General features: G+C 71.2%; 17 protein-coding genes. 15 read left to right on the top strand and 2 right to left on the bottom strand.

Translation table 11 applies throughout. The annotated features are described in order from the left end of the window. Window positions 1-273: 273 nt before the first annotated feature. The 3 genes from WME90_RS10320 (at window position 274) to WME90_RS10310 (ending at window position 5,918) form a co-directional block, all read left to right on the top strand. Window positions 274-1,290, top strand: coding sequence for an ABC transporter substrate-binding protein (locus WME90_RS10320; protein WP_437280918.1), 1,017 nt, complete (start codon window positions 274-276; stop codon window positions 1,288-1,290). A gap of 56 nt (window positions 1,291-1,346) precedes the next feature. Beyond that, window positions 1,347-4,169 carry an ATP-binding protein gene (locus tag WME90_RS10315; RefSeq protein WP_437280917.1) on the top strand — a complete coding sequence of 941 codons (2,823 nt, stop codon included), beginning with the start codon at window positions 1,347-1,349 and terminating at the stop codon, window positions 4,167-4,169. A 66-nt stretch (window positions 4,170-4,235) separates the two neighbouring features. Further along, on the top strand, window positions 4,236-5,918 hold the full coding sequence (locus WME90_RS10310; RefSeq protein ID WP_437280916.1) for a response regulator: 1,683 nt from the start codon (window positions 4,236-4,238) through the stop codon (window positions 5,916-5,918). 90 nt (window positions 5,919-6,008) lie between these two features. Here the strand turns inward: WME90_RS10310 and WME90_RS10305 are convergent, their stop codons facing one another. After that, window positions 6,009-7,748 (bottom strand): hypothetical protein, encoded by a 1,740-nt coding sequence (locus tag WME90_RS10305; RefSeq protein WP_437280915.1) that lies wholly within the window; start codon window positions 7,746-7,748, stop codon window positions 6,009-6,011. A gap of 211 nt (window positions 7,749-7,959) precedes the next feature. Between WME90_RS10305 and WME90_RS10300 the strand changes: the two genes are divergently transcribed. From WME90_RS10300 to WME90_RS10250, 11 genes are all read left to right on the top strand, one after another. Next, window positions 7,960-10,248 (top strand): putative monovalent cation/H+ antiporter subunit A, encoded by a 2,289-nt coding sequence (locus tag WME90_RS10300; protein WP_437280914.1) that lies wholly within the window; start codon window positions 7,960-7,962, stop codon window positions 10,246-10,248. A 3-nt stretch (window positions 10,249-10,251) separates the two neighbouring features. After that, window positions 10,252-10,671, top strand: a complete 420-nt coding sequence (locus tag WME90_RS10295; protein ID WP_437280913.1) for an MnhB domain-containing protein — start codon at window positions 10,252-10,254, stop codon at window positions 10,669-10,671. Next, the gene (locus tag WME90_RS10290) at window positions 10,668-11,015 is read left to right on the top strand and encodes a Na+/H+ antiporter subunit C (RefSeq protein WP_437280912.1); all 348 of its coding nucleotides are present in this window, start codon (window positions 10,668-10,670) and stop codon (window positions 11,013-11,015) included. The genes WME90_RS10295 and WME90_RS10290 overlap by 4 nt, the downstream gene beginning before the upstream one ends. Then, window positions 11,012-12,523 (top strand): proton-conducting transporter transmembrane domain-containing protein, encoded by a 1,512-nt coding sequence (locus WME90_RS10285; RefSeq protein WP_437280911.1) that lies wholly within the window; start codon window positions 11,012-11,014, stop codon window positions 12,521-12,523. Before WME90_RS10290 ends, WME90_RS10285 begins: the two co-directional genes overlap by 4 nt. Next, window positions 12,520-12,993 (top strand): Na+/H+ antiporter subunit E, encoded by a 474-nt coding sequence (locus tag WME90_RS10280; protein ID WP_437280910.1) that lies wholly within the window; start codon window positions 12,520-12,522, stop codon window positions 12,991-12,993. Before WME90_RS10285 ends, WME90_RS10280 begins: the two co-directional genes overlap by 4 nt. Then, window positions 12,990-13,256 carry a monovalent cation/H+ antiporter complex subunit F gene (locus WME90_RS10275; protein ID WP_437280909.1) on the top strand — a complete coding sequence of 89 codons (267 nt, stop codon included), beginning with the start codon at window positions 12,990-12,992 and terminating at the stop codon, window positions 13,254-13,256. Before WME90_RS10280 ends, WME90_RS10275 begins: the two co-directional genes overlap by 4 nt. After that, window positions 13,253-13,828, top strand: a complete 576-nt coding sequence (gene mnhG / locus WME90_RS10270; RefSeq protein WP_437280908.1) for a monovalent cation/H(+) antiporter subunit G — start codon at window positions 13,253-13,255, stop codon at window positions 13,826-13,828. Before WME90_RS10275 ends, mnhG begins: the two co-directional genes overlap by 4 nt. A 171-nt stretch (window positions 13,829-13,999) precedes the next feature. Further along, window positions 14,000-15,274: a trypsin-like serine peptidase gene (locus WME90_RS10265; protein WP_437280907.1), complete on the top strand. Its 1,275-nt coding sequence runs from the start codon at window positions 14,000-14,002 to the stop codon at window positions 15,272-15,274. 144 nt (window positions 15,275-15,418) lie between these two features. Then, window positions 15,419-17,860 carry a hypothetical protein gene (locus tag WME90_RS10260; protein WP_437280906.1) on the top strand — a complete coding sequence of 814 codons (2,442 nt, stop codon included), beginning with the start codon at window positions 15,419-15,421 and terminating at the stop codon, window positions 17,858-17,860. Next, entirely contained in the window at window positions 17,857-18,432 is a 576-nt protein-coding gene (locus WME90_RS10255; protein WP_437280905.1) for a hypothetical protein, read from the top strand. Before WME90_RS10260 ends, WME90_RS10255 begins: the two co-directional genes overlap by 4 nt. Further along, window positions 18,429-19,367, top strand: coding sequence for an HTTM domain-containing protein (locus WME90_RS10250; protein ID WP_437280904.1), 939 nt, complete (start codon window positions 18,429-18,431; stop codon window positions 19,365-19,367). Before WME90_RS10255 ends, WME90_RS10250 begins: the two co-directional genes overlap by 4 nt. A gap of 127 nt (window positions 19,368-19,494) precedes the next feature. Here WME90_RS10250 and WME90_RS10245 read toward each other — a convergent pair whose 3' ends face one another. After that, complete coding sequence (locus tag WME90_RS10245; protein ID WP_437280903.1) at window positions 19,495-19,722, bottom strand: hypothetical protein; 228 nt, start codon at window positions 19,720-19,722, stop codon at window positions 19,495-19,497. An 861-nt stretch (window positions 19,723-20,583) separates the two neighbouring features. Here WME90_RS10245 and WME90_RS10240 point away from each other — a divergent pair. Next, entirely contained in the window at window positions 20,584-21,006 is a 423-nt protein-coding gene (locus tag WME90_RS10240) for a hypothetical protein (RefSeq protein ID WP_437280902.1), read from the top strand. Window positions 21,007-21,109: the final 103 nt, after the last annotated feature.

The following is a 21,109-nucleotide window of genomic DNA, read 5'->3' as shown; positions in this document are numbered from 1 at the left end:
GGTTCATGGTAGGCTGCGCAACATGCAGGGGGGCCTCGCAGTCGGGCCGTCGTCTCGGCGCCGCGAGCACGGCGAGCGGCGATCGGCCGTGCTCGCGCGCTATCGCGTCGCCGCGCGGGGCGAGCGCTGCCCGCACGACCCGCGCGCAGGCGAGAGCGGACTGCCGGCGGATCGCCGCCGCGCGCCCCCTCCAGCCTCCGCCTCGCTCGCCGGCCGGGCGCCGTCCGTTCGACACGCTTTCTCCACGACTTCGCGAAGGAGCCCCGAGAGATCATGAAGACAACGGCGGTGCGACGCACCCTCGGCTGGCTCGCCGTCACGGCGCTGTCCCTCCTCACCTCGGCGTGCCAGCCCGAGGCCGCAGGCGACGATCGAGGCAAGCAGGCGCGCCCGCCGCTCCGCTTCAGCCACGGCTACTGGCTCGGGTACTTCCCGCTGTCGATCGCCGAGGAGAAGGGCTTCTTCGACCAGCAGGGCGTCGACGTGGAGCTCGTCTTCAACCCGGATCTCTACGGCATGATCTCCGATTTCACCGCGGGCAAGGTCGACGGCTTGCCGTGGACCATGGAGGTCGTCGTGCGCATCCTCGCGAGGGAGCCCGACGCGCGGGTCATCCTTTACTCCGGCCAGACGGCGGGCGCCGACGTCATCATGGCGCGGCCGGAGATCCAGAAGATCTCCGATCTCAAGGGGAAGAAGATCGCAGCCAAGACCGGCGCCATGGGCGAGATGCTTGTCAGCGAGATGCTGGAGAGGAACGGCCTCGCCATCGACGACGTGACGCTCGTCAACACGAGCGAGACGGACGTCGCCCCGTTCCTGGCGAACAACACCATCCAGGCCGGACACACCTGGGAGCCCTATGTGACGCAAGCGGCAAAGTCCGGCGCCAAGGCGATTTTCTCGAGCAAGGAGACGCCCGGGCTGTTCGCCGACTTCACGATCTTCCATGGCGCGGTGCTGCGCGACCGGCCGGACGACGTCCGCGCCTTCATCCGGGCCTGGTTCCAGGCCGTCGAGTTCTGGAAGGCTTATCCGCAGGAAGGCACCGAGATCATCGCGAAGGCGCTGAAGATCCCGGCCTCGGATATCAGCACGGACGGCTACGAGCTCTTCTCGCTGGAGGAGGTCCGACAGAGGTTCGCCCCGAACAACGACCCCACGTCGCTGGCCCCGCTCGTCCGCAAACACATAGATTTTCTCGTCCAGGACGGGCAGCTGGGGCGCCGCCCGGACATCGACAACATCTTCGATTCGTCCTTCCTGCCCCCTGTCACGAAGCGCGAGTGATCGCAGCGGCGCGCGGAGCACCTGGAGAGCACCACCACGGAGGTTCGACGAACGCCATGAGTCGCGCAACGCAGCAGCAGGTCCCGCTCGTCACGCTCCGCATGAAGCTGATCGTGGCGCTCTTGACGGTCGCGCTCGCGCCGCTCTCGATCCTCACGCTCCTCAACAAGCGGACGAACGAGATGGTCCTGACCGAGAGCGCCAACCAGGCGCTCTCCGCGGCCGCGTCGCAGGCCGCGAACAGCGTCGAGGACTTCATCGAGAGCAACCTGGACGCGGTGCGCGTCGAGGCCCGCCTGCCCGGGCTGACCGCCTACCTGAGCCTCGACGACGAGGCTCGCAAGAGCGACAGCGAGGCGCACGCGTTCGCGTCGAGGACGCTGCACGGGCTCATCCGGAAGGACACGATCAACATCCTCTCCTATGCGCTGCTGGACCGGGGCGGGCACAACGTGCTCGACACGGTGCAGACGCCCGTGGAGAGGGACGAATCCAAGAGGGACTACTTCGGCCGCGCAATGGAGACGGGCCTGCCCTACGCGTCGTCGGTCGTGTTCGCCGGCGAGGTGCCGCAGCTCGTCTTCAGCAGCCCCGTCCGCGACGCGCTGAACAAGAAGAAGACGATCGGCGTGCTCCGGTGCACTTACAACCTCTCCGCCGTCCAGCGGATCATCCTCTCGCAGACGCGCCTCCTGGAGGCGTCGGACGCGTTCGCGATCCTCCTCGACGAGCACCACGTGCGCCTGGCGCACGGCCGCTCCCCGGAGCTCGTGTTCAAGTCGCTGGTGCCGCTCGCCCCGGACCTCATCGACCGGCTCAAGGCGGAGCGGCGGCTTCCGGACAAGCCGGCCGCGGAGCTGTCGACCGAGGTTCAGGCGTTCGACGAGGGGCTGCGCCGGTTCGAGCTCGAGAAGGACCCGGCCTCGGCGGCGAGCCGCTTCCTCCGGGCCCACATGGCCGCGAGGGACACGCCCATGAGCGCGGTGGCCCTCGCGCGCGTCAGCGCCTTCGACGGCATGAAGAAGCCGCCCTGGACCGTGGCGTTCGTGCGGCCCGAGGCGGCGTTCCTCGAGCCCATCGAGGCGAAGACGACGCGCGACGCGCTGCTCCTCGCCTCGCTCATCGCCGCGATCGTCACGGCCGCCGCCGTCCTGATGGCGCAGGTCCTGACGAGGCCCATCACCCGCCTCGCCCACGCGGCGTCCCAGCTGGCGAGCGGCAAGCTCGACACCGCCGTCGAGGTGCGGTCGCACGACGAGATGGGCACGCTGGCGGAGGCGTTCAACCGGATGGCGCGCCAGATCCAGGGGTCGTTCGAGGAGCTCGAGCAGCGCGTCGAGCAGCGCACGGCCGAGCTCAAGGAGGCGAAGGTCGCCGCGGACGCCGCCAACAAGGCGAAGAGCGACTTCCTCGCCAACATGAGCCACGAGCTCAGGACGCCGCTCAACGGCATCCTCGGCTACGCGCAGATCCTCCGGCGCTCGCGGGGGCTAGGCGAGCAGGACCTGCGCGGGGTCGACGTCATCCAGCGCTCCGGCGCCCACCTGCTCACGTTGATCAACGACGTCCTCGATCTGGCGAAGATCGAGGCGCAGGCGATGGAGGCCCACGCGAACGATTTCCACCTCCCCTCGTTCCTGCGATCGACGGCCGAGATCTGCCGCATCCGCGCCGAGGAGAAGGGCATCGCGCTCGTGTATACGCCCGATCCCGAGCTCCCCACGGACGTGGTCGCCGACGAGCGGCGGCTGCGGCAGGTGCTGATCAACCTGCTCGGCAACGCCGTGAAGTTCACCGAGAAGGGCCGCGTCTCCTTCACGGTCAAGCGGCTCGGCGACGGGCCGCGCCAGCCGCTCGGCTCCGCGCCCGACCCCGCGGCGCTCCAGAGCGCGCCGGGCAGGACGCACCGCGTGCGCTTCGAGATCGAGGACACCGGGACGGGCATCAGCCCGGATCAGCTCGACCAGATCTTCCTGCCGTTCAAGCAGGCCAGCGACGGCAAGCGCCGCGTCGACGGGACGGGGCTCGGGCTCGCGATCAGCCAGCGCATCATGAAGCTCCTCGGCAGCTCCATCGAGGTGAGGAGCGAGCCCGGCAAGGGGAGCACCTTCTGGATGGACGTGACGATCGCGGAGTCCTCCCGGCGAACCCAGCCCACGGCGCTCCGGCCCGCGGCCGCGATCGTCGACTACGAGGGCAGGCGGCGGCGGGTCCTCGTGGTCGACGACCAGCCCGAGAACCGCGCCGTGCTCGTGAAGATGCTGGAGTCCGTCGGGTTCGAGACGTCCGAGGCCACGAACGGCACCGAAGGCCTCGCGGCTGCGTCGGAGCGCGAGCTCGACCTGGTGATCACGGACCTGGCGATGCCGGAGCTCGACGGCTGGGAGATGATGCGGCTGCTCCGCAAGGTGCCAGACCGAGCAGGGTTGAAGATCTTCGCGTCGTCCGCGAGCGTGTTCCTGTCCGATCAGGACAAGAGCCTGGCCGCGGGCGCCGACGATTTCCTCCCGAAGCCGCTGGAGATGGAGGCGCTCTTCGACAAGATCCAGCGGCACCTCGGGCTCTCGTGGATCTACGAGCAGCACGGCGATCCGGGCGCGACGGGCGAGGAGGCGCCCTCCGGCGCCCACCGCGACCCGAGCTCACCCGAGTCCGCCGGCGGCGCAGCGCCGCAGGTGACCGCCCCCGCCGCCGAAGATCTGCGGCTCCTCTTCGATCTCGCGCGCAGGGGGCGCGTCAACCAGCTCCAGAAGCACCTCGACAAGCTCGATCGCGCCGATCCGAAGCTCGCGCCGTTTTGCAGGTACCTGCGCCGCCTGATGCAGGATTTCAAGATGCAAGCCGTGGAAGATTTCATCAAGACACACCTACGCGATTGACATTGCTTGGACGGCGCGCGCCTTGATTGTGGCGACGGGAGCGCGCGCTTCCTGGAGGGTAGAACGATGGATGCCAGTGAAGCCGGGACGATACTCATCGTGGACGACAACCCGAGGAACCTCGGTCTCTTGTCCGATACCCTGACGGACTCAGGCTTCGAGGTCGCGGTGGCGGTGGACGGCGCGCGCGCCCTCCGGCTCGCGAAGGAGGGGATGCCGGATCTCATCCTGCTCGACGTGAAGATGGATGGGATGGATGGATTCGAGACGTGCCGCCAGCTGAAGGGCGACCCGGCCACGGCCGCGATCCCCGTCATCTTCATGACGGCGAGCACGGACCTGTCTTCGGATCGGGTGAAGGGCCTGCACCTCGGGGCCGTGGACTACCTCGCCAAGCCGTTCCTGGACGAGGAGCTGCTCGCGCGCGTCCGGGTGCACACGACGATGAGGAAGCTGACGATGCGCCTCGCCGCGCAGGTGGACGAGCGGATCGCGGCGGAGTCGGCCTTGCAGCGGCTCACGCAGGAGCTGGAGAGGCGCGTGGCAGAGCGCACGGTCGCGCTGGAGAGCGCGCTGGCGGGGCTCACGCAGGCGCAGGCGCAGATGGCGACGGTCATCCGCGCTGCGCAGGCGGTCACCGGCGAGATCGTCCTCGACGACGTGCTCGACCGGCTGATGCGGCTCACGCTGGAGCACGCCGGCGCGCGCAAGTGCGTCCTCGTCCTCTCGCGCGAGTCCGGGCTGGAGATCGAGGCGTCGATCACGAGCGATCCGGACACGGTGGTGCTCGGGCTCTCGACGCCGGTGGGCCCGGGCGCCGATCTCGCGGCGTCGCTCGTGGAGGAGGTCGCGAGGGCCCGGCAATCGGTCTTCGTCTGGGACACGAGCCGCGAGGCTCGCCCCGCGGACGCGCGGTACCTCGCGGGGAAGGGGCCGAGGTCGATCCTCTGCCTGGCGATGATGTGCCAGGGAGAGCTGATCGGCGTGCTCTACATCGAGGGCGACGCGGCGCCGGAGCCGCTGCTCGCGGCGCAGCTGGAGACGCTCGGGCTCCTGGCCTCCCAGGCGGCGGTGGCGGTGAAGAACGCCCTGCTCTACGCGCACCTGGCGGAGATGACGTCCGAGCTCCGCCGCTCGAACGAGCGCCTGGAGACCGAGGTCGCGCGCCAGACGGAGGAGCTCCGCCGGGCGAACGAGCGGCTCCAGCTGGAGCTCGCGGAGCGCGCCCGGGCCGAGGAGGCGCGCGCCACGCTGCAGGCCGAGGTCATCGAGGCGCAGAACGCCCGGCTCGCCGAGCTCTCGACGCCGCTCATCCCGATCACCGATCACATCATGGTGATGCCGCTCATCGGGACGATCGACTCCGCGCGAGCGCAGCAGGCGCTCGAGGCGGCGCTGAGCGGCGTCCAGGCGAACCGGGCCAAGGTCGTCATCATCGACGTCACCGGCGTGACGGTGCTCGACTCGGCGGTCGCGAGCACGCTCATGAGCACGGCGGCGGCGCTGCGGCTGCTCGGGTCGAGGACGGTGATCACCGGCATCCGCGCCGAGCTGGCGCAGACGCTCATCGATCTCGGCGTCGATCTCGGCGCCGTCGTGACCAAGGGGACGCTCCAGAGCGGCATCGGCTATGCGCTGCAGCAGGCCGGCGATGGCGCGGTGGGCTTGCGCGTCAACGGCGAGCACGCCCGCAACGGCGAGCGCGCCCGCAACGGCGTCGTCGCTCCCGGGCGCAGGAACGGGCATTGAAGGGCGGCGGGCGGGCCGCGCGCCTGGCCGCGCGTGCTCTCCCGCAGCGCCCGGCGGGCCGGCGGCGGTGCGGGCCGCGCCTGGCCTCCCTCAGCGCCCGGCGGACAGCTGCCCTTCCCTCCCCGCGGAAGGGAGCGCCGCCCGGTATCCAAGGTAGCGCCCGAACGCGCGCATCGCCTGGTTCCAGTGCTTGGGGTCCCTCACCAGCATCTCCTGGACGCCGACGTCGGCCAGCGCGTCGCCCACCTCGATCCACCGCGGCTCGCGCGTCAGCGCGTAGGCAGCGCCGAACACGGGCACGATAAGCAGGTTGAGGTCGGCGCTCCCGCTGTCGTCGTACGCGTCGGTCTCGCAGCCCCACAGGTACCGGAACGCGCGCCGGTCCGAGGTGATCGCGCGCTCGGCGAGCCAGCCTGCCGTGCGCGCGACAACGTCGCGGACCCGCGGGTCGCCGGTGAGCGCGTGGTAGTCCATGAGCGCGTCGACGAGCAGCGCGGTCATGAACGGAGAGCCGCCGCGCGGGCCGCGCTCGCACTCCTCCGGGTCGGCGCGGCTCAGGTCGTGCTCGAACGCGCCCGACGCGCCCTGCTGCTGCCACGCGACCGTGCGATCCGCGAGCCCGCGCAGCATCGACAGGAGCTCCGGCCGCGGGTCGAGCGCGTAGTAGCTCGACAGGGTCATCATGGCCCAGCCCATGTTGCGCTCGGTCACGCGCAGCACGTCTTCTTTTCCGCCCGTGAGCGCGGCCAGGTTCTGCCGGAGGGCCTCGCCCATGGCGAGGACCGCCTCCTTGGCCGCCGGATCGCCGGTGAGCAGGTAGTCGTCGAGCATGCCCTGGGCGAGCATGCGCCGGAGGACTTGCCAGGAGAGGGGCGCCGCCGGCGTCCAGTCCTCCCGCTCGCAGACGTGGACAGCGAGGCGGCGATCGGGCGAGAACCTGAGCTCATGCTGCCGGTACCAGACGGCCTCGGCGCGCGCGCGCCGGTAGCGGGCGGCGTCGCCGTTGCGGAGGAAGCGCTGGTAGAGCGCGTGCGGGCCGTCGTAGTACGTGCGGGACGCGCCCGAGCAGCTGACGCCGTACGCGTCGTAGGTGGGCGTCATGCGGAGGAGCGCGCCCTCGATGCCGGCCTCGAACCCGGGAAAGCGGCGATCGTCGAGGGCGGGCACCTGCGGCCCGGACACGAGGCTCGCCGCGTACCATGACGACGGCAGTACCGCCGCGATCGGCCCGTCCGGGTTTGGCAGGAGCGCCTCGTCGAGCACGGCGCCCTGTGCCGTCTCCGCGGCCTGGGTGGCCGGCGCGTCGGCGCGCTGCGGCAAGCCTCCCGGCGGAGGGGCGCCGTAATCGAGGATGTAGCTCGCCGGCCCTCCTGTCGGGGGCGCGGCGCGGAAGGCGACGAGCGCGCTGCGGATCGAGCGGTCCTGGGGCCAGACCGCGAGCGGCTTCACGCGGATGGGGACCGCAGCGCCGCGGTCGTCGCGCAAGCGGAGGAGCCGGACGTCGCGCAGCGCGGCCGGCGCGAACGGAACGGCCGCCGACACGGCGACCTCGGCCGGCGGCGCCGCCGCTCCCGGCAGGCCCTTCTCGGGCGCGGGCGCGATCCCCGCGACGTCGGCCACGAGCAGCAACGGGATCTTGCGCGGGGGCGCCGGACGCGCGGCGACGATGTGGGCCTGCAGGACGGCGCGGACCCGCGGCTCCACCCGGCCGACGGCGGGCGCCCGAGCGGACGGACGGCCGCAGCTCGTCCAGAGGAGCGGCGCTGCGACGAGCAGCGCCGCGAGCTGGCGACGGGCGGTGGGCCTCGACTTTGCGCGCTGCGCATCCATGCCGCATCCGATGCTCTGCGCCCGCCGCACATCGCGGCAGAGCCATCGAGCGCGCGGCCGCAACGAGGCGGGCTGTTCGTCACGGCACGCTCGCCGGGTCGCACTGGCCGTCGCCGCGGGAACGAGGGTAAACAGCGCGCCGAGCCCGCTCGGCAGGCCGTATTCTCGAAAGCCTCGCGCCCTCGCCGGCATCGAACGGGAACCTGCTGCGATGCTGTGGGCTGTCCTGAGCGTGTTCGTCGGAGCGCTGCTGGCGCCGGCCATCTATCGCAGGCTCGGACGCCCGGCCGGCTGGCTCTTCGCGGCGCTCCCGCTCGGGGTGCTCGTGCTCGCGGTGCAGCTCGTCCCGAGGCCCTTCGCCGAGGGGGAGGCCCATCACGCGTCGCTGCCGTGGATCCCGTCGCTCGGCGTGGAGCTCGCGGTGAGGCTGGATGGGCTCTCGCTCGTGTTCCTCGGGCTCATCTGCGGCATCGGGGCGCTGATCTTCGTGTACGCGAGCGAATACCTGCGCTCGCACCCGCGGCTCGGGCGGTTTTACGCCTACCTGCTCCTGTTCACCGGATCCATGGCCGGCCTCGTGCTCGCCGACGACGTCATCTTCCTCTTCGTCTGCTGGGAGCTCACGAGCGTGAGCTCGTATCTCCTCATCGGGTGGGACCACGAGCGGCCGGAGGCGCGCAAAGCCGCCTTGACTGCGCTCCTCGTGACGGGCGGCGGCGGGCTCGCCATGCTCGCGGGCCTCGTCCTCCTCGTCGTGGCCACGGGAGAGACGCAGATCTCGCGATTCTCGGGGGACGTCGTCCGCGAAGGCCCCCTCTACGTGCCGATCCTGCTCCTCGTCCTCGCGGGAGCTTTCACGAAATCAGCGCAGGTGCCCTTTCATTTCTGGCTCCCTCGGGCGATGGAGGCGCCCACGCCGGTCAGCGCCTACCTGCATTCGGCCACGATGGTGAAGGCCGGCGTCTATCTGCTCGCGCGCCTGCACCCCACGCTGGGCGGGACGCGCGAATGGTACCTCGTCGTGACGGGCTTCGGGGCCGCCACGATGGTGGCGGGCGCGGCGCTCGCGATCACGCAGGAGGATCTCAAGCGGATCCTCGCCTATTCGACCGTGAGCGTGCTCGGCCTCCTCACGATGCTCCTCGGCATCGGGACCCGGGCGGCCGTCTCCGCGGCGGTGGTCTATCTGGTCGCGCATTCGCTGTACAAGGGCGCGCTCTTCATGACCGCGGGGACCCTGGACCACGAGACCGGAACCCGCGACGTCACCCGTTTGCGGGGCCTCGCGCGGCGGATGCCGATCACCGCGACGGCGGCCGTGCTGGCAGCGATATCGAGCGCGGGGGCGCCGCCCCTCCTCGGCTTCCTCTCGAAAGAGCTCTTCTACGAGGCCGTCCTCGCGCTGCCGTCGATTACGGCGGTCCTCGCCGGGGCCGCGGTCCTATCGAGCGCCCTCCTGGTCGTGGTGAGCCTAATCGTCGCCCATCGCCCCTTCTTCGGGGGTTCCCCGGCGGCGCCCACGCTCCCGCACGAAGCGCCGCTGTCCTTGTGGCTCGGGCCTGCCACGCTCGCGGCGGCGAGCCTCGTCCTCGGGCTGGCGCCGCGGCTCCTCGGCGACCTCCCGAGCGCGGCGGCGACCGCGATCCTCGGCCGGCCCGCGCCGCTCGAATTGCACCTGTGGCACGGCCTGACCGCCGCGCTCGGGCTCAGCGTCGCGACCCTCCTCGCCGGCCTCGGGCTCTTCCGCGTCCTCTCCGGCCGCGAAGGGCGCCTCCTCGACGCCGCCACGCGCCTCGGAGCCTGGGGCCCTGCGCGCGTGTACGACGCTGCCTTCGCGGGGCTCCTCCGGTTCGCGGAGTGGCTGACCAGGCGGCTCCAGACGGGGCACTTGCGCCGCTATCTGCTCGTCACGGTCCTGACGACGGTCGTGCTCGTCGGGACGCCTCTGCTCCGGAGCCTCCCTTTTACGATCCCTTCGCTCACGGTGGAGCTCCCGGAGCTCGTCCTCGCGGCCGTGATCCTCGCGTCCGCGGCGATGGCGACGCGCACGCCATCGCGCCTCGCCGTCGTCGCCGCGCTCGGCGCGATCGGCCTCTGCGTCATGCTCGTCTACGTGATCTTCAGCGCGCTCGATCTCGCGCTGACGCAGATCATGGTCGAGGTGCTGACGGTCGTCATCTTCGTCCTCGTCCTGCACCACCTGCCGCGCTTCGTGCCCCGATCCCCCGCGCGCGTGTGGATCCCGGACGCGATCGTCTCCGTGATCTTCGGGGGCACGGTCACCCTGTTGATCCTCATGTCGTCGACGCTCTCCCCGGAGCCGATCCTGCGAGAGTTCTTCGTGGCGAAGGGATACCCGGAGGCCCACGGGCGGGACATCGTCAACGTGATCCTCGTGGATTTCCGGGCGATGGACACGCTCGGGGAGTCCACGGTCCTCTGCGCGGCCGGGATCGGGGTCTACGCGCTGCTCGCGACCCGTACGCGGAAGGGAGCCTGAGCCGTGCCCTCCTTCATCCTGCGCGCCGCCACACCGGTCCTGATGGTGCTCCTGATCATCGTCTCGATCTACGCGCTCCTCCGCGGTCACCACGAGCCCGGGGGCGGGTTCCTCGGCGGGCTCATCATTGCATCTGCGTTCTCGCTCCATGTCCTCGCGTACGACGTCCCCTCGACGCGGCAGCTGCTCCGCGTCACGCCCCAGACGCTCATGGGGCTCGGGCTCTCGACGATCCTGCTCTCGGGCGTCGCCGGGCTCGTGGCCGGCGGCTCCTTCCTGCAAGGCGTGTGGGCGACCGTCCCCGTGCCGGGGCTCGGCGACGTCGCGGTGGGGACGCCTGTGCTGTTCGACGTCGGCGTGTATGCCGCCGTGATGGGCATGGTGCTCATGATCCTCCTCATGGCCGCGGAGATGAGCTCATGACGGTCCTCCTCGCGATCGTCGCCGGCGGGCTCTATGCGTCGGGGCTGTTCCTCATGCTCCGGCGCAGCATCGTGAAGCTCGCCTTCGGCCTCGTGCTGCTCGGGCACGGGACGAACCTCCTCATTCTCACGGCAGGCGGCGTCGTCCGCGGCCGCCCCCCGCTGATCCCCAAGGGGGAAGGGGCGTTCCACGCGCCGCCGGCCGACCCCGTGGCCCAGGCGCTGATCCTGACGGCGATCGTCATCAGCTTCGCGGTCGTCGCGTTCGCCGTCGTCCTCCTTCACCGCGTTCATCGGACGATGGGCAGCGACGATATCGACTCTCTCGAATCGACCCCCCCATGAAGGTGCTCCTCGTCCTACCCGTCCTCGTCCCCCTGACCACGGCGGCCCTCTCGCTCCTCTCCTTCCAGCGCGCGGGGAGGCAGCGCGCGCTCGGGCTCGCCGGGAGCGTCCTTCAGCTCGCCGTCGGTATCGCCTTGCTCCGCGCCGTGCACCGGGGAGGCATTCAATCGACCCAGCTCGGAGGCTGGCCCGCGCCGTACGGCATCACCTTCGTTGTCGACCTCTTCTCCGCGCTGATGGTCCTTCTCTCGGGCATCATCGCGGTCGTCACGTCGATCTACTCCCTCTCGGACATCGACGGCGAGCGGCGCGCGCACGGGTTCTACCCGCTCATGCACGTGCTCCTCATGGGGACGAACGGGGTGTTCGTCACCGGCGACCTCTTCAATCTGTACGTCTGGTTCGAGGTGACGCTGATCGCGTCCTTCGTCCTCCTGGTGCTCGGCAACGAGCGGCCGCAGATGCAGGGCGCGATCAAGTACGTCGCGATGAACCTGATCTCGAGCGCCCTCTTCCTCACCGGCCTCGGCATCCTTTACGGATCCGTGCACGCCCTCAACATGGCCGACCTCTCGCTCAAGCTGCCGAGCCTGGCGCCGCCGATCCGGTTCACCCTCGCGATGATCTTCCTCGTCGCGTTCGGCATCAAGGCCGCCGTCTTCCCCCTCTTCTTCTGGCTGCCGGACTCGTATCACACGCCTCCCGTGACGGTCACCGCGCTGTTCGCTGGGCTCCTGACGAAGGTGGGAGTCTACGCCCTCGTGCGTATCTTCACCCTCGTCTTCGTGGGCGACGGGGAAGCCACCCACGCGCTCCTCCTCGGGATCGCGGCCTTCACCATGGCCGTCGGCGTGCTCGGCGCGGTGTCCCACCGGGAGGTACGGCGGATCCTCGCGTTCCACAGCGTGAGCCAGGTCGGCTACATGGTCATGGGCCTCGGCCTGTTCACGCTGTCGTCCCTCTCGGGGGCGATCTTCTTCGTCTTGCACCACGCCATCATCAAGTCGAACCTCTTCCTCATCAGCGGGATCCTGCGATCCGACGGGAAAGACGTCCCCCTCGACCTCCAGGGCGGGCTCCTCGCGCGGAGCCCCGGGCTCTCCGCCTGCTTCCTCGTCACGGCCCTCTCCCTCGCCGGCATGCCGCCCTTGTCGGGGTTCTGGGCCAAGCTCATCTTGGTGCGATCGGGGCTCGAGATCGGCTCGCGAGGGGCCGCGGCCGTCGTCGCCACGAGCCTCGCCGTCGGCCTCGTCACCCTCATTTCGATGACGAAGATATGGAACGAGGCCTTCTGGAAGCCCGCTCCCGCCGAGGCCGACCTCGCCCCATGCGAGCGCGGGGCGCGGCGTCGCGCGCCCCTGTACGTGCCCGTCGTCCTTATGACCGCGCTGGGCGTCACGCTCGGGATGGCGCCCGAGCCGCTCCTCGCCGTCGTCCGGCGGGCCGCCGCGCAGCTCGCCGATCCGACAGAATACGTGCGCGCCGTGCTGGGGGAACATCACCCATGAGAGCCCTCGTTCTCAATCTGTTCCTGGCGATCGTCTGGGTGGGCCTGACCGGCCGCGCCACCGCAGGGGGCCTCGTCTTCGGCTTCCTCCTCGGGTACTTCTTGCTCCTCTGGCTCCGGCGCCTGCTCGGCCCCACGACCTATTTCGAGAAGCTGCCAGGGGTGCTGTCGTTCATGCTGTTCTATGCGGGAGAGATGGTGCGAGCGAACCTCAGGGTCGCCCGCGACGTCATTTCGTTCAGGCGAAAGAGCCGCCCCGGCATCGTCGCGGTCCCCCTGGATCTGACGACCGATCTCGAGATCACCGTGCTGACGATGCTCCTCGCCCTGACGCCCGGCACCTTTGGCCTCGACGTCTCGGGCGACCGCACGGTGCTCTTCGTCCATGCGATGTTCGTGGACAGCGCCGACGCGCTGCGCGCGACCATCAAGAGCGACCTCGAGCGCCGCGTGAAGGAGCTCTTCCGATGACCCCGCTCTTGCTCGTCGCGATCGCCGTCGTCACGGCGGCCTTCGTCGTCGCGTTCATCCGCCTCCTGCTCGGGCCGAGCCTCCCCGACCGCGTGGTCGCGATGGACCTCATGGCGACGGTCGGCAGCGGTGGAATCGCCCTCTACGCGATGGTGACCGACCATGGCGTCCTCCTCGATGCGGTGATGGTGCTGTCGCTCATCTTTTTCCTCGGCACCATCGCGTTCGCGTACTACCTCGAGCGACAGGGGGAGGCGTCGTGATCCTCGAACTCGTCGAGGGCGCGCTCCTCGTCGTCGGGAGCATCTTCATGCTGCTCGCGGCCGTGGGCATCCTGCGCATGCCGGACCTGTTCACGCGCCTCCAGGTGACATCGAAGGCCTCGGTGCTCGGGATGACGTGCATCATCTCGGCCTCCGCCCTTCATTTCGGCGACCCGGCCGTCACCACCCGGGCCATCGTCATCATCGCATTCGTGGCGCTGACGATGCCCGTGGCGACGCACCTGCTCGCTCGCGCCGGTTACACGACGAGCACGCCCCTCTCGCCCGAGACCGTGGTGAACGAGCTCGCGGCGCATTACGATCCGACGACCCACACCCTCGCCGGCACAGCGCCGAGGACCCGCACGTTCGAGCTCGCGCCCGGGGCCGCCGTCGTCGGCAAGCGTATCGCCGAGCTCGGCCTGCCTGCCGGCGTGCTCATTCGCGCCATTCACCGGGAGGGCGGGACCGTCGTGCCCCGGGGCCAGACGATCCTCGAGGTTGGCGACAGGCTCGACGTGCTCGTGGAGCCGTCGGAGCTCGGCCTCGTGCGCGAAATCTTCGAGGCCTAGCACCGCAGCGCACCTCGGAGGCGCCGCCGCTCGACAACCCCGACCCGCCGGGGACGCTCCGGCGCCCGGCGGGCAGGCGCGTTTGCCGGGCTCGTCATCCTCTCCTATCCTATGCGGTTCGTCCGCTTGCGCCGCTTCCATGCGGCGAGCCGGGACGAAGGGGGGTTCGTAATGAACAGAAAGATTCTGGTCGCCGGGTCGATCCTCGCTCTCACGGGGTGCGCTGGGAACGTGGACGATCCCGGCGCAGGCGGAACCGACGGCCCGGACGACTTCGAGGAATCGCCAGGTCGGCTCCGCGCGGGTGACGTCATCGCGTATACGGCCGAGACGCCCCACCCGTACGTGGAGGGCTGGAAGCAAGAGATCACGTCGCCGGGCGCCACCTTCGTGCGCGTGCACTTCAAAGGCTTCTCTCTCGCGAAGGGCGACTATGTCACCGTCTCGAGCCCCGATGGCACGCAGTCATCTCGGTATGAAGGGCGCGGCCCGAACGAGGACGGCGACGTCTGGGCGTTCTCCATCGACGGCGAGACGGCCGTCGTCGAGCTGCACAGCAGCGCCGGCGGGGGCCACGGGTTCTCGATCGCAGACATCGGCCACGGGACGATCGCGCTCGCCCAGGGCGCCGTGAGCTCCGTCGAGGCGACACCGAGCAGCGTCCCCCTCGCGAGGAGACCCGGCGGAGGCACGCCGGACGTGGTGTGTGCCTCGGAGGGGCGCGAGAACATCGCGTGTCACAGCGAGCTCTACGACCAGCAGAAGTCTGTGGCCCGGCTGCTCTTCTCGAGCGGTGGTGGCATGTACCTGTGCACGGGCTGGCTGATCGACGGCGGGAGTGAGCACCCCAACACGCTCATCACCAACAACCATTGCATAAGCACCCAGACCGAAGCGGACTCCCTCGAGACCCTCTTTGGTTACCAGCATACGAACTGCGACGGCACGGGGATGGCCTCCTACGAGCGTGTCAGGACCGGCTCCCTCCTCAAGACGAACAGCCGAACCCGCTCCGGCTCCAGAGGCGGCCTCGATTACACGCTGATCGCGCTGCCGGGGCGCGACCTCGCAGCGACCTGGGGCAAGCTCATCCCGACGACGCTTGCGCCCGTCGTCAACAACCACATCAACTTCATTCAGCACCCGGGCGGGAGGCCGAAGGAGATCGGCTACTGGAGGGATGCGGCGCATTCCCTCCGCTGCCAGATCGACGCGATCGATCAGACCTACTCCGGAACGGTCTCGGGATCGCAGATCGGTTACTCGTGCGACAGCGAAGGGGGCTCGAGCGGGTCGCCGATCATCGATGCCGTCACGGGCCTGGTGGTCGGCCTCCACCACCTCGCCAACGTCAGTTGGTTCACCTGCAGGAACGGGGGAACAGAGATGTCCGCGATCTGCGCGGACGCCGGGGCGTTCCTAAACTGCGTCAGCGGCCCCCCTTGAGTCTGACGCGATCATCTGGCGTCCCCGCCGTTCCAGGCCAGGGGCGCCGGTGTCGACCGCCTTGAGGCCGCCCGCCCCTCGCGCCGCGGTCGAGCGACGGCGGCGATCGTGCGCGCCAGGCGTCGTGATAAGCGTCGCCGCACCATGCAGGCGCCCGACACCGACCCCTCCGCCCCCTCGGAGCCGCTCCAGGACAGCGCCGCCCCGGCCCCCGAATCCCCCACGCTCGCCAGCCGCGGCGCTGCCTCCACGCCCCCGCCCGCGCGCCGCTGGGCCGTCGCGCTGCTCAGCGCCGTGCACGCCCCCGTCTTCGCCTGGGCCGCCCTCTCCCTGCCCTTCCGGCCGTGGACGCTCTTCGCCGTGGTCACCGCCGCGCTCGCGCTGCTCCACGCCGCGACCGCCGTCCTCACGCTCCTCCCCCACCCGCTCGCGCCGCGCGCCTTCCGCGCGACGTCCGTCGTCTCGCTCGGCTACCTGGCCTTCCTGAGCTTCGAGCTCCTCTCCTCCGCCGTCTACGTCGCCTCGCTGAACCGCGGCCTCGGCACCGGCATCGCGGCGGCGCTGCTCGCGGTCTGGGCGGTCGTCGCGCTCCTCACGCTGCCGTTCGCGTGCTGGGGCGTCGCCTCGACCGGCGGCCTCCGCCTGCTCCGCCGGGCGCGCCGGCCCTCGCCCGCGCTCGCCGCGCTCGCCGCGCTCGCGGTCCTGGCGGCGCTCTCGCTGCTCTTCCGCCACCGCGTCGCCAAGGCCGACGTCGTGCCCGTGCCGGGCGGCGCGCCGTCGCGCACCGGGGCTGCGCTGCGCGAGGCGCTCCCGTCCTTCGACGCGCTCCCCGCGCCGCCGGGCAAGGCGCCCTCGCTCATGACCACGGCGCCGGCCGCGTGCGCCGCGCCCCCGGAGCCCGGCCGCCCCACCCTCGTCGTCACCCACCTCGCCCGCGGCCCCGAGCGCGCCGCCGTCGCCACGCGCTGCCTCCAGCCTGCGCCGGGCGAGGACGCCGCGGCGGCGCTGCGCGGCGCGCTCGCCGACGCCCTGCGCGGCCCGCTCAAGATCGACGTTGTCTCGGCCACGCAGCCGCTCGCCTCTCCCGGGCCGGGCCTCGACGGGCTGTCGCTGCGCCCCGGGCTCGACGGCCTCTGCCTCGCGGAGCGGTGCCTCATGCCGTGGCAGCTCATCGCGCTCGACGCGTTCAACACGAACGCGCCGCTGGCCGGCGTCCCCGACTTCCGCTTCGGCGTGGACCTTGCGGTCCTGCGCCGCGCCCTTGGCGAGCCCGAGCCGCCCGGCGGCAACGGAGGCATTGCGCCGCGGGACGGCCTCGTGCGGATCGAGACGCTCAGCTACGCCGTCGACGGCGAGGGCGCGCTCCACCTCCTGTCGCGCCTGGGAGAGCCGACGGTCCCGCTCACCGAGGCGACCGCGCAGCAGGCGGCGGCCGCTGCCCAGCGCTACATCCTCGGCGCGCAGCGGAGGGACGGCATGTTCCGCTACATCGTCGACCCGTTCACCGGGCGCGCCTCGTTCGACGGGTTCTCGATCGCGCGGCAGGCCGGCACGACGCTCGCCCTGTGCGAGCTCGGGGGCGGCGCCGAGGGCGCGCCGGCGCCGCCGGAGCTCGGGAAGGCGGTGCAGCGCTCGTTCGGGCTGCTCGCGAAGCTGGAGCGCAAGGGCGGCGAGGGCGGCGCCGTCGGCGCGCTCTTCTACCCCGCGGACAGCCCCGGGACGATCGCGAACCTCAACCCCACGGCGCTGAGCCTTGTCGCGCTCCTCTCGTGCCGCGACCTCGTCCGCGATGCGCGCGCGCACGACGCGCTCATCGGGCGGCTCGCCCGCACGGTGCTCGCGACGCAGCGGGACGACGGCGGCTTCGCGCCGCAGCTCGATCTCGCGCGCGTCGCGCCCGTCCTCGGCCCGACGCAGCTCTACGAGGGAGGCCAGTCGGTGCTCGCCCTGACGCTGCTCGAGGCGCTCGCCGCCCGCGAGCCGAGCCCCGAGCTCCCGCCCGCGGCCGCCGTGCGCGCGGCCGTCGATCGCGCCATGGACTACTACGCGAACCGCTACTGGGACCATTTCGCCAGCGATTTCGTGTACATGGAGGAGAACTGGCACTGCCTGGCGGCGCGCGCGGCGCTCGGCCACCACCGCCGCGACGACTACGAGCGGTTCTGCCTCGACTACGTGGCGTTCAAGTCGCGGCTCGTGCTCGACGAGGACAGCGGGGTCACGCCCGATATGGTGGGCGGGTACGGGTTCGGCAACGTGCTGCCGCCGCACAACACGGCGACCGCGGGGTTCGGCGAGGCGCTGGCCGCGGCGATGGCGGTCAAGGCGGCGCGCGGCGAGGATCTCGAACGGGACCGGGGGCTGATGCGGCGGGTGCTCGAGTTCCTCGTGCGGCAGCAGTGGTCGCCCGCGACCTGCTTCGCGTGCAGCCGCGACGTGATCATCGAGGGGGGCTTCAGCGAGAGCATGGCGTCTCCAAGGATCCGCATCGACTACGTGCAGCACGCCTGGGCCGCGCTCGGCCATGGAGGCCGGGCGCTGGGGCTCGTGCCGGGGCAGAGCGCGCCGGCGGCGGGGCCGCTGTGAGCGCGGGGCGCGACGACGGGGCGGCCGTGGCCGCGGGCGCCGGCGGTGGACCGGGCCCGCAGCGCGGCGACGTGACCGCGGGCGCCGGCGGTGGACCGAGCCCGCGCCGGACCGCTCGCCTCGGCGAGCGCCGGGCGTATGCGTACGGCGTGACCGCCGTGTTCCTGCTCCTCATGCTCGCGCCGCTGTTCCGCCGCCCTCCGGTGGACAGCTTTCCGCTATCGACCTACCCGATGTTCTCGTGGGGCCGCCACGACGCGCAAACCGCCGTGGAGCGCGCCGTCGGCGTGGACTCCCGGGGCGGGCGGCGGCCGATCCCGCCGCACCTCGTGGGCAGCGAGGAGGTGCTGCAGGCCAAGGCCACGCTGGCGCAGAGCATCCGGCAGGGCGCCCGCGCGGTCCGCGCGCTCTGCCGCGGCATCGCAACGCGCGTCGCGGCGCAGGACGGCCACGCGGATATCGTCGCGGTCGAGATCCGGACCGACACCTTCGATGCCGTCGCGTTCTTCGAGGGGCAGGAGGCTCCGATCGACTCGAAGCTCCACGCGACCTGCAAGGTGGGCGCGCGATGAGGCGGCTCCTTGCTCGATTCGACCGCGCCTTCTTCGCGGAGGCGCCCCCCGAGCGGCTCGCGCTGCTGCGGCTGCTCGTCGGCGCCTTCGCCCTCGTGTACCTCTGCGCCCGCGCGGTGCACCTCCAGCGGGTGGGCCACCTGCCTCCGGGGAGCTTCAAGCCGATCGGGGTGGTCTCGGTGCTGTCCGCGCCGCTGCCTCTCTGGGCGGTGCGCGGCCTCACCGGCGCGGCGATCGCGGCCGGGGCTGCCTTCGTCGCCGGCTACCGGTTCCGCGTCGCCGGTCCGCTCTTCAGCGCGCTCCTTCTCTGGGTGCTGAGCTACAGGAACTCGTGGGGCATGGTGTTCCACACCGAGAACCTCCTCGTGCTCCACGTCATCGCGCTGAGCCTCGGGGCCGCGGCCGACGTGTACTCGCTCGACGCGCGGGCCGCGCGCGTGTCGTGGGAGCGCGGCGCCGCGCCGGCGCCGGACGGCCGCTATGGCTGGCCGATCCGGCTGTTCTGCGCGATCACGGTGACCTCCTACTTCATCGCGGGGGTCACCAAGCTCCGGAACAGCGGCCTCGACTGGGCCACGAGCGACATCCTCCGCAACTACATCGCTTACGACAACGTCCGGAAGGTCGCGCTCGGCGACACGCACTCTCCGCTCGGCGGCGCGCTCGTCCGCTACCGGTTCCTGTTCCCGCCGCTCGCGCTCGGGAGCCTGGCCATGGAGCTCGGCGCGCCGCTCGCCCTGTTCAGCCGGCGCATCGCCGTCGTCTTCTGCGGCGCCGCCTGGCTCTTCCACCTCGGCGTGCTGCTCACGATGGCGATCCTGTTCCCGTACCCGCTCCTCGGCGTGGCGTTCGCGGGCTTCTTCGAGCTGGAGAAGGTGCGCGATCTGAGGCGCCCGCGCCGCGCGGGCGCGATCATCGAGGACAGGAGGGCTTGAGCGGCTCTCCCGGACGCCGGGTAGTACCGATCGTCGCGCGACGTCGCCGAACCGAACGAACCGAGCGCTCTTCCGGCGATCGGTCGGGCTGAGTCGCTTGGCCAAGCGCGCGGATTGGCGCGCGCCGCTATGGACGCTCGGCCGGCGCCTCGTCGAACGGCTCGCACACGACATAGACCTTCTTCCCGCTCGGATGGAGCGCGAGCGTCGCGTAACGACTGCAGGCGAAGCACTCCCGGGCGTCCACCATCGCCAACCGCCGCGGGCAGCGCACCCGCCGTGGCTCGCCGCCGTCCCCTTCGATCTCGAGCCATGCCAGCCTGTCCGATTCCTCGAGATGTAGATGACAGGTCATCGTGACCTCCTCCCGCGGCCATCTGCCGATGAAGGGCCTTTTGCAATCATCGAGCCGCGAGCCGTCGAACCGCGGCGCCGCCCCGGCGAGCCGCCCGGACTGTATCCCGATCGCACCTAGGGTGGCCGATTCCTCCTCTTCACGGCTCCTCACTTCATCGGCGCGAAAGCGGCGGAGCGGGCTGCGGCTCCTCGCCCCGGGTTCCGGAGCGCACGCCCTGCGCCGCCGGGCGCGCGGAATGCACGTACGATGAAACGATGAACAGGGCCCGCCGCGAGGGCTGGGTCCACGCCTCGGCAAGCGCGTGGCGCACCCCTTGCTGCGTCGTACGTGCTGCGGTGGGCACCGCAGCTGTCTTCGGAGGGGTCGCGATGGCAGACTGGCTCATCGTGCTGCTGGCGGCTGCGGGCGGGGTCGGGGCGTTGTTCGTCGGGACGAGACGCCTGCTCGCCCGTCGGCATTACCTCACCTCGGAGGTCACCCTGATCTGTCCGCGGACAGGGACCCCGGTGCGGTGTAGGCTCCTTGTCGACGGGCGCTCCGACGAGCCCGTCGAAGTCGCACGCTGCTCGCGGGTCCCCGGCGGGAGGCCGACGTGCGAGCAGGACTGTGTGAAGCTCCTGAACCTGGGCATCCGGCTCGCGCCCGCCGAGCAAGCCCGTCCACCACGAACACTCGAGCGCCCCGACGCAGGCGAATCCCGCGCCGGCGACGAGCCCGGCCCGCCCTCCCCCTGACGCGACAGGGGTTCGTGGCGCAAGGCGTGCGCCGCCCCGCAATCCATGCATCGCGCCGCACGCCGGGCGGCCAATCGTCCCCGGGAGCCGTGATGGCACATCGCGTGCTGTCCTCGCCGGAAGCATGGCTTTCCTGACAGAGCACCAAACAGAGAAGAGGACGACCCGCACCTCGGCCAATCTGCCGATCGCGCTCGTCCTCCTTGGGACGGGCTCCCTGCTATGCCTCCGCGCCGCGCTGCGCGGGCCGGGCGCGCTGGACATGCTCCCTTGGGTCGACGGCTGCCTGACCGTGGGGATCGTCGGCGTGCTGCTCGCGTTGCTGCACGGCATCACCTACCCGACAGCGCTCCTGTCGGTCGCGGTCCCGCTCGCCCTCGTGCAGTTCCTTGTCGCCGGGCTTTCGGGGTTCGCTTTGCCCGTGCTCGGGATCGAGCTCACCGCCCTCGGCCTCCTGGGCTTGCCGCTCTCCCGGCTGCCTCGCCGCCGCCCTGCGGCGACGGCGCCGACCCACGCGCTGAGCGCTGCGCACCCGTCGCCCTCGTGACTCGAGGGCAGCCCGCCGCGCGTCGATCGACGCGGCGCGGTGTCACGATGGTGGGGTGAGCAGGGCCGCGACGCTGCCAGAGCGCCGTGCGACGCCTCTGGAC

Origin of the sequence: Sorangium sp. So ce375 (assembly GCF_051473855.1) — a bacterium.
In the GTDB taxonomy this organism is placed as follows: Bacteria; Myxococcota_A; Polyangia; order Polyangiales; family Polyangiaceae; genus Sorangium.
This window is presented reverse-complemented; position numbering and strand designations above follow the sequence as displayed.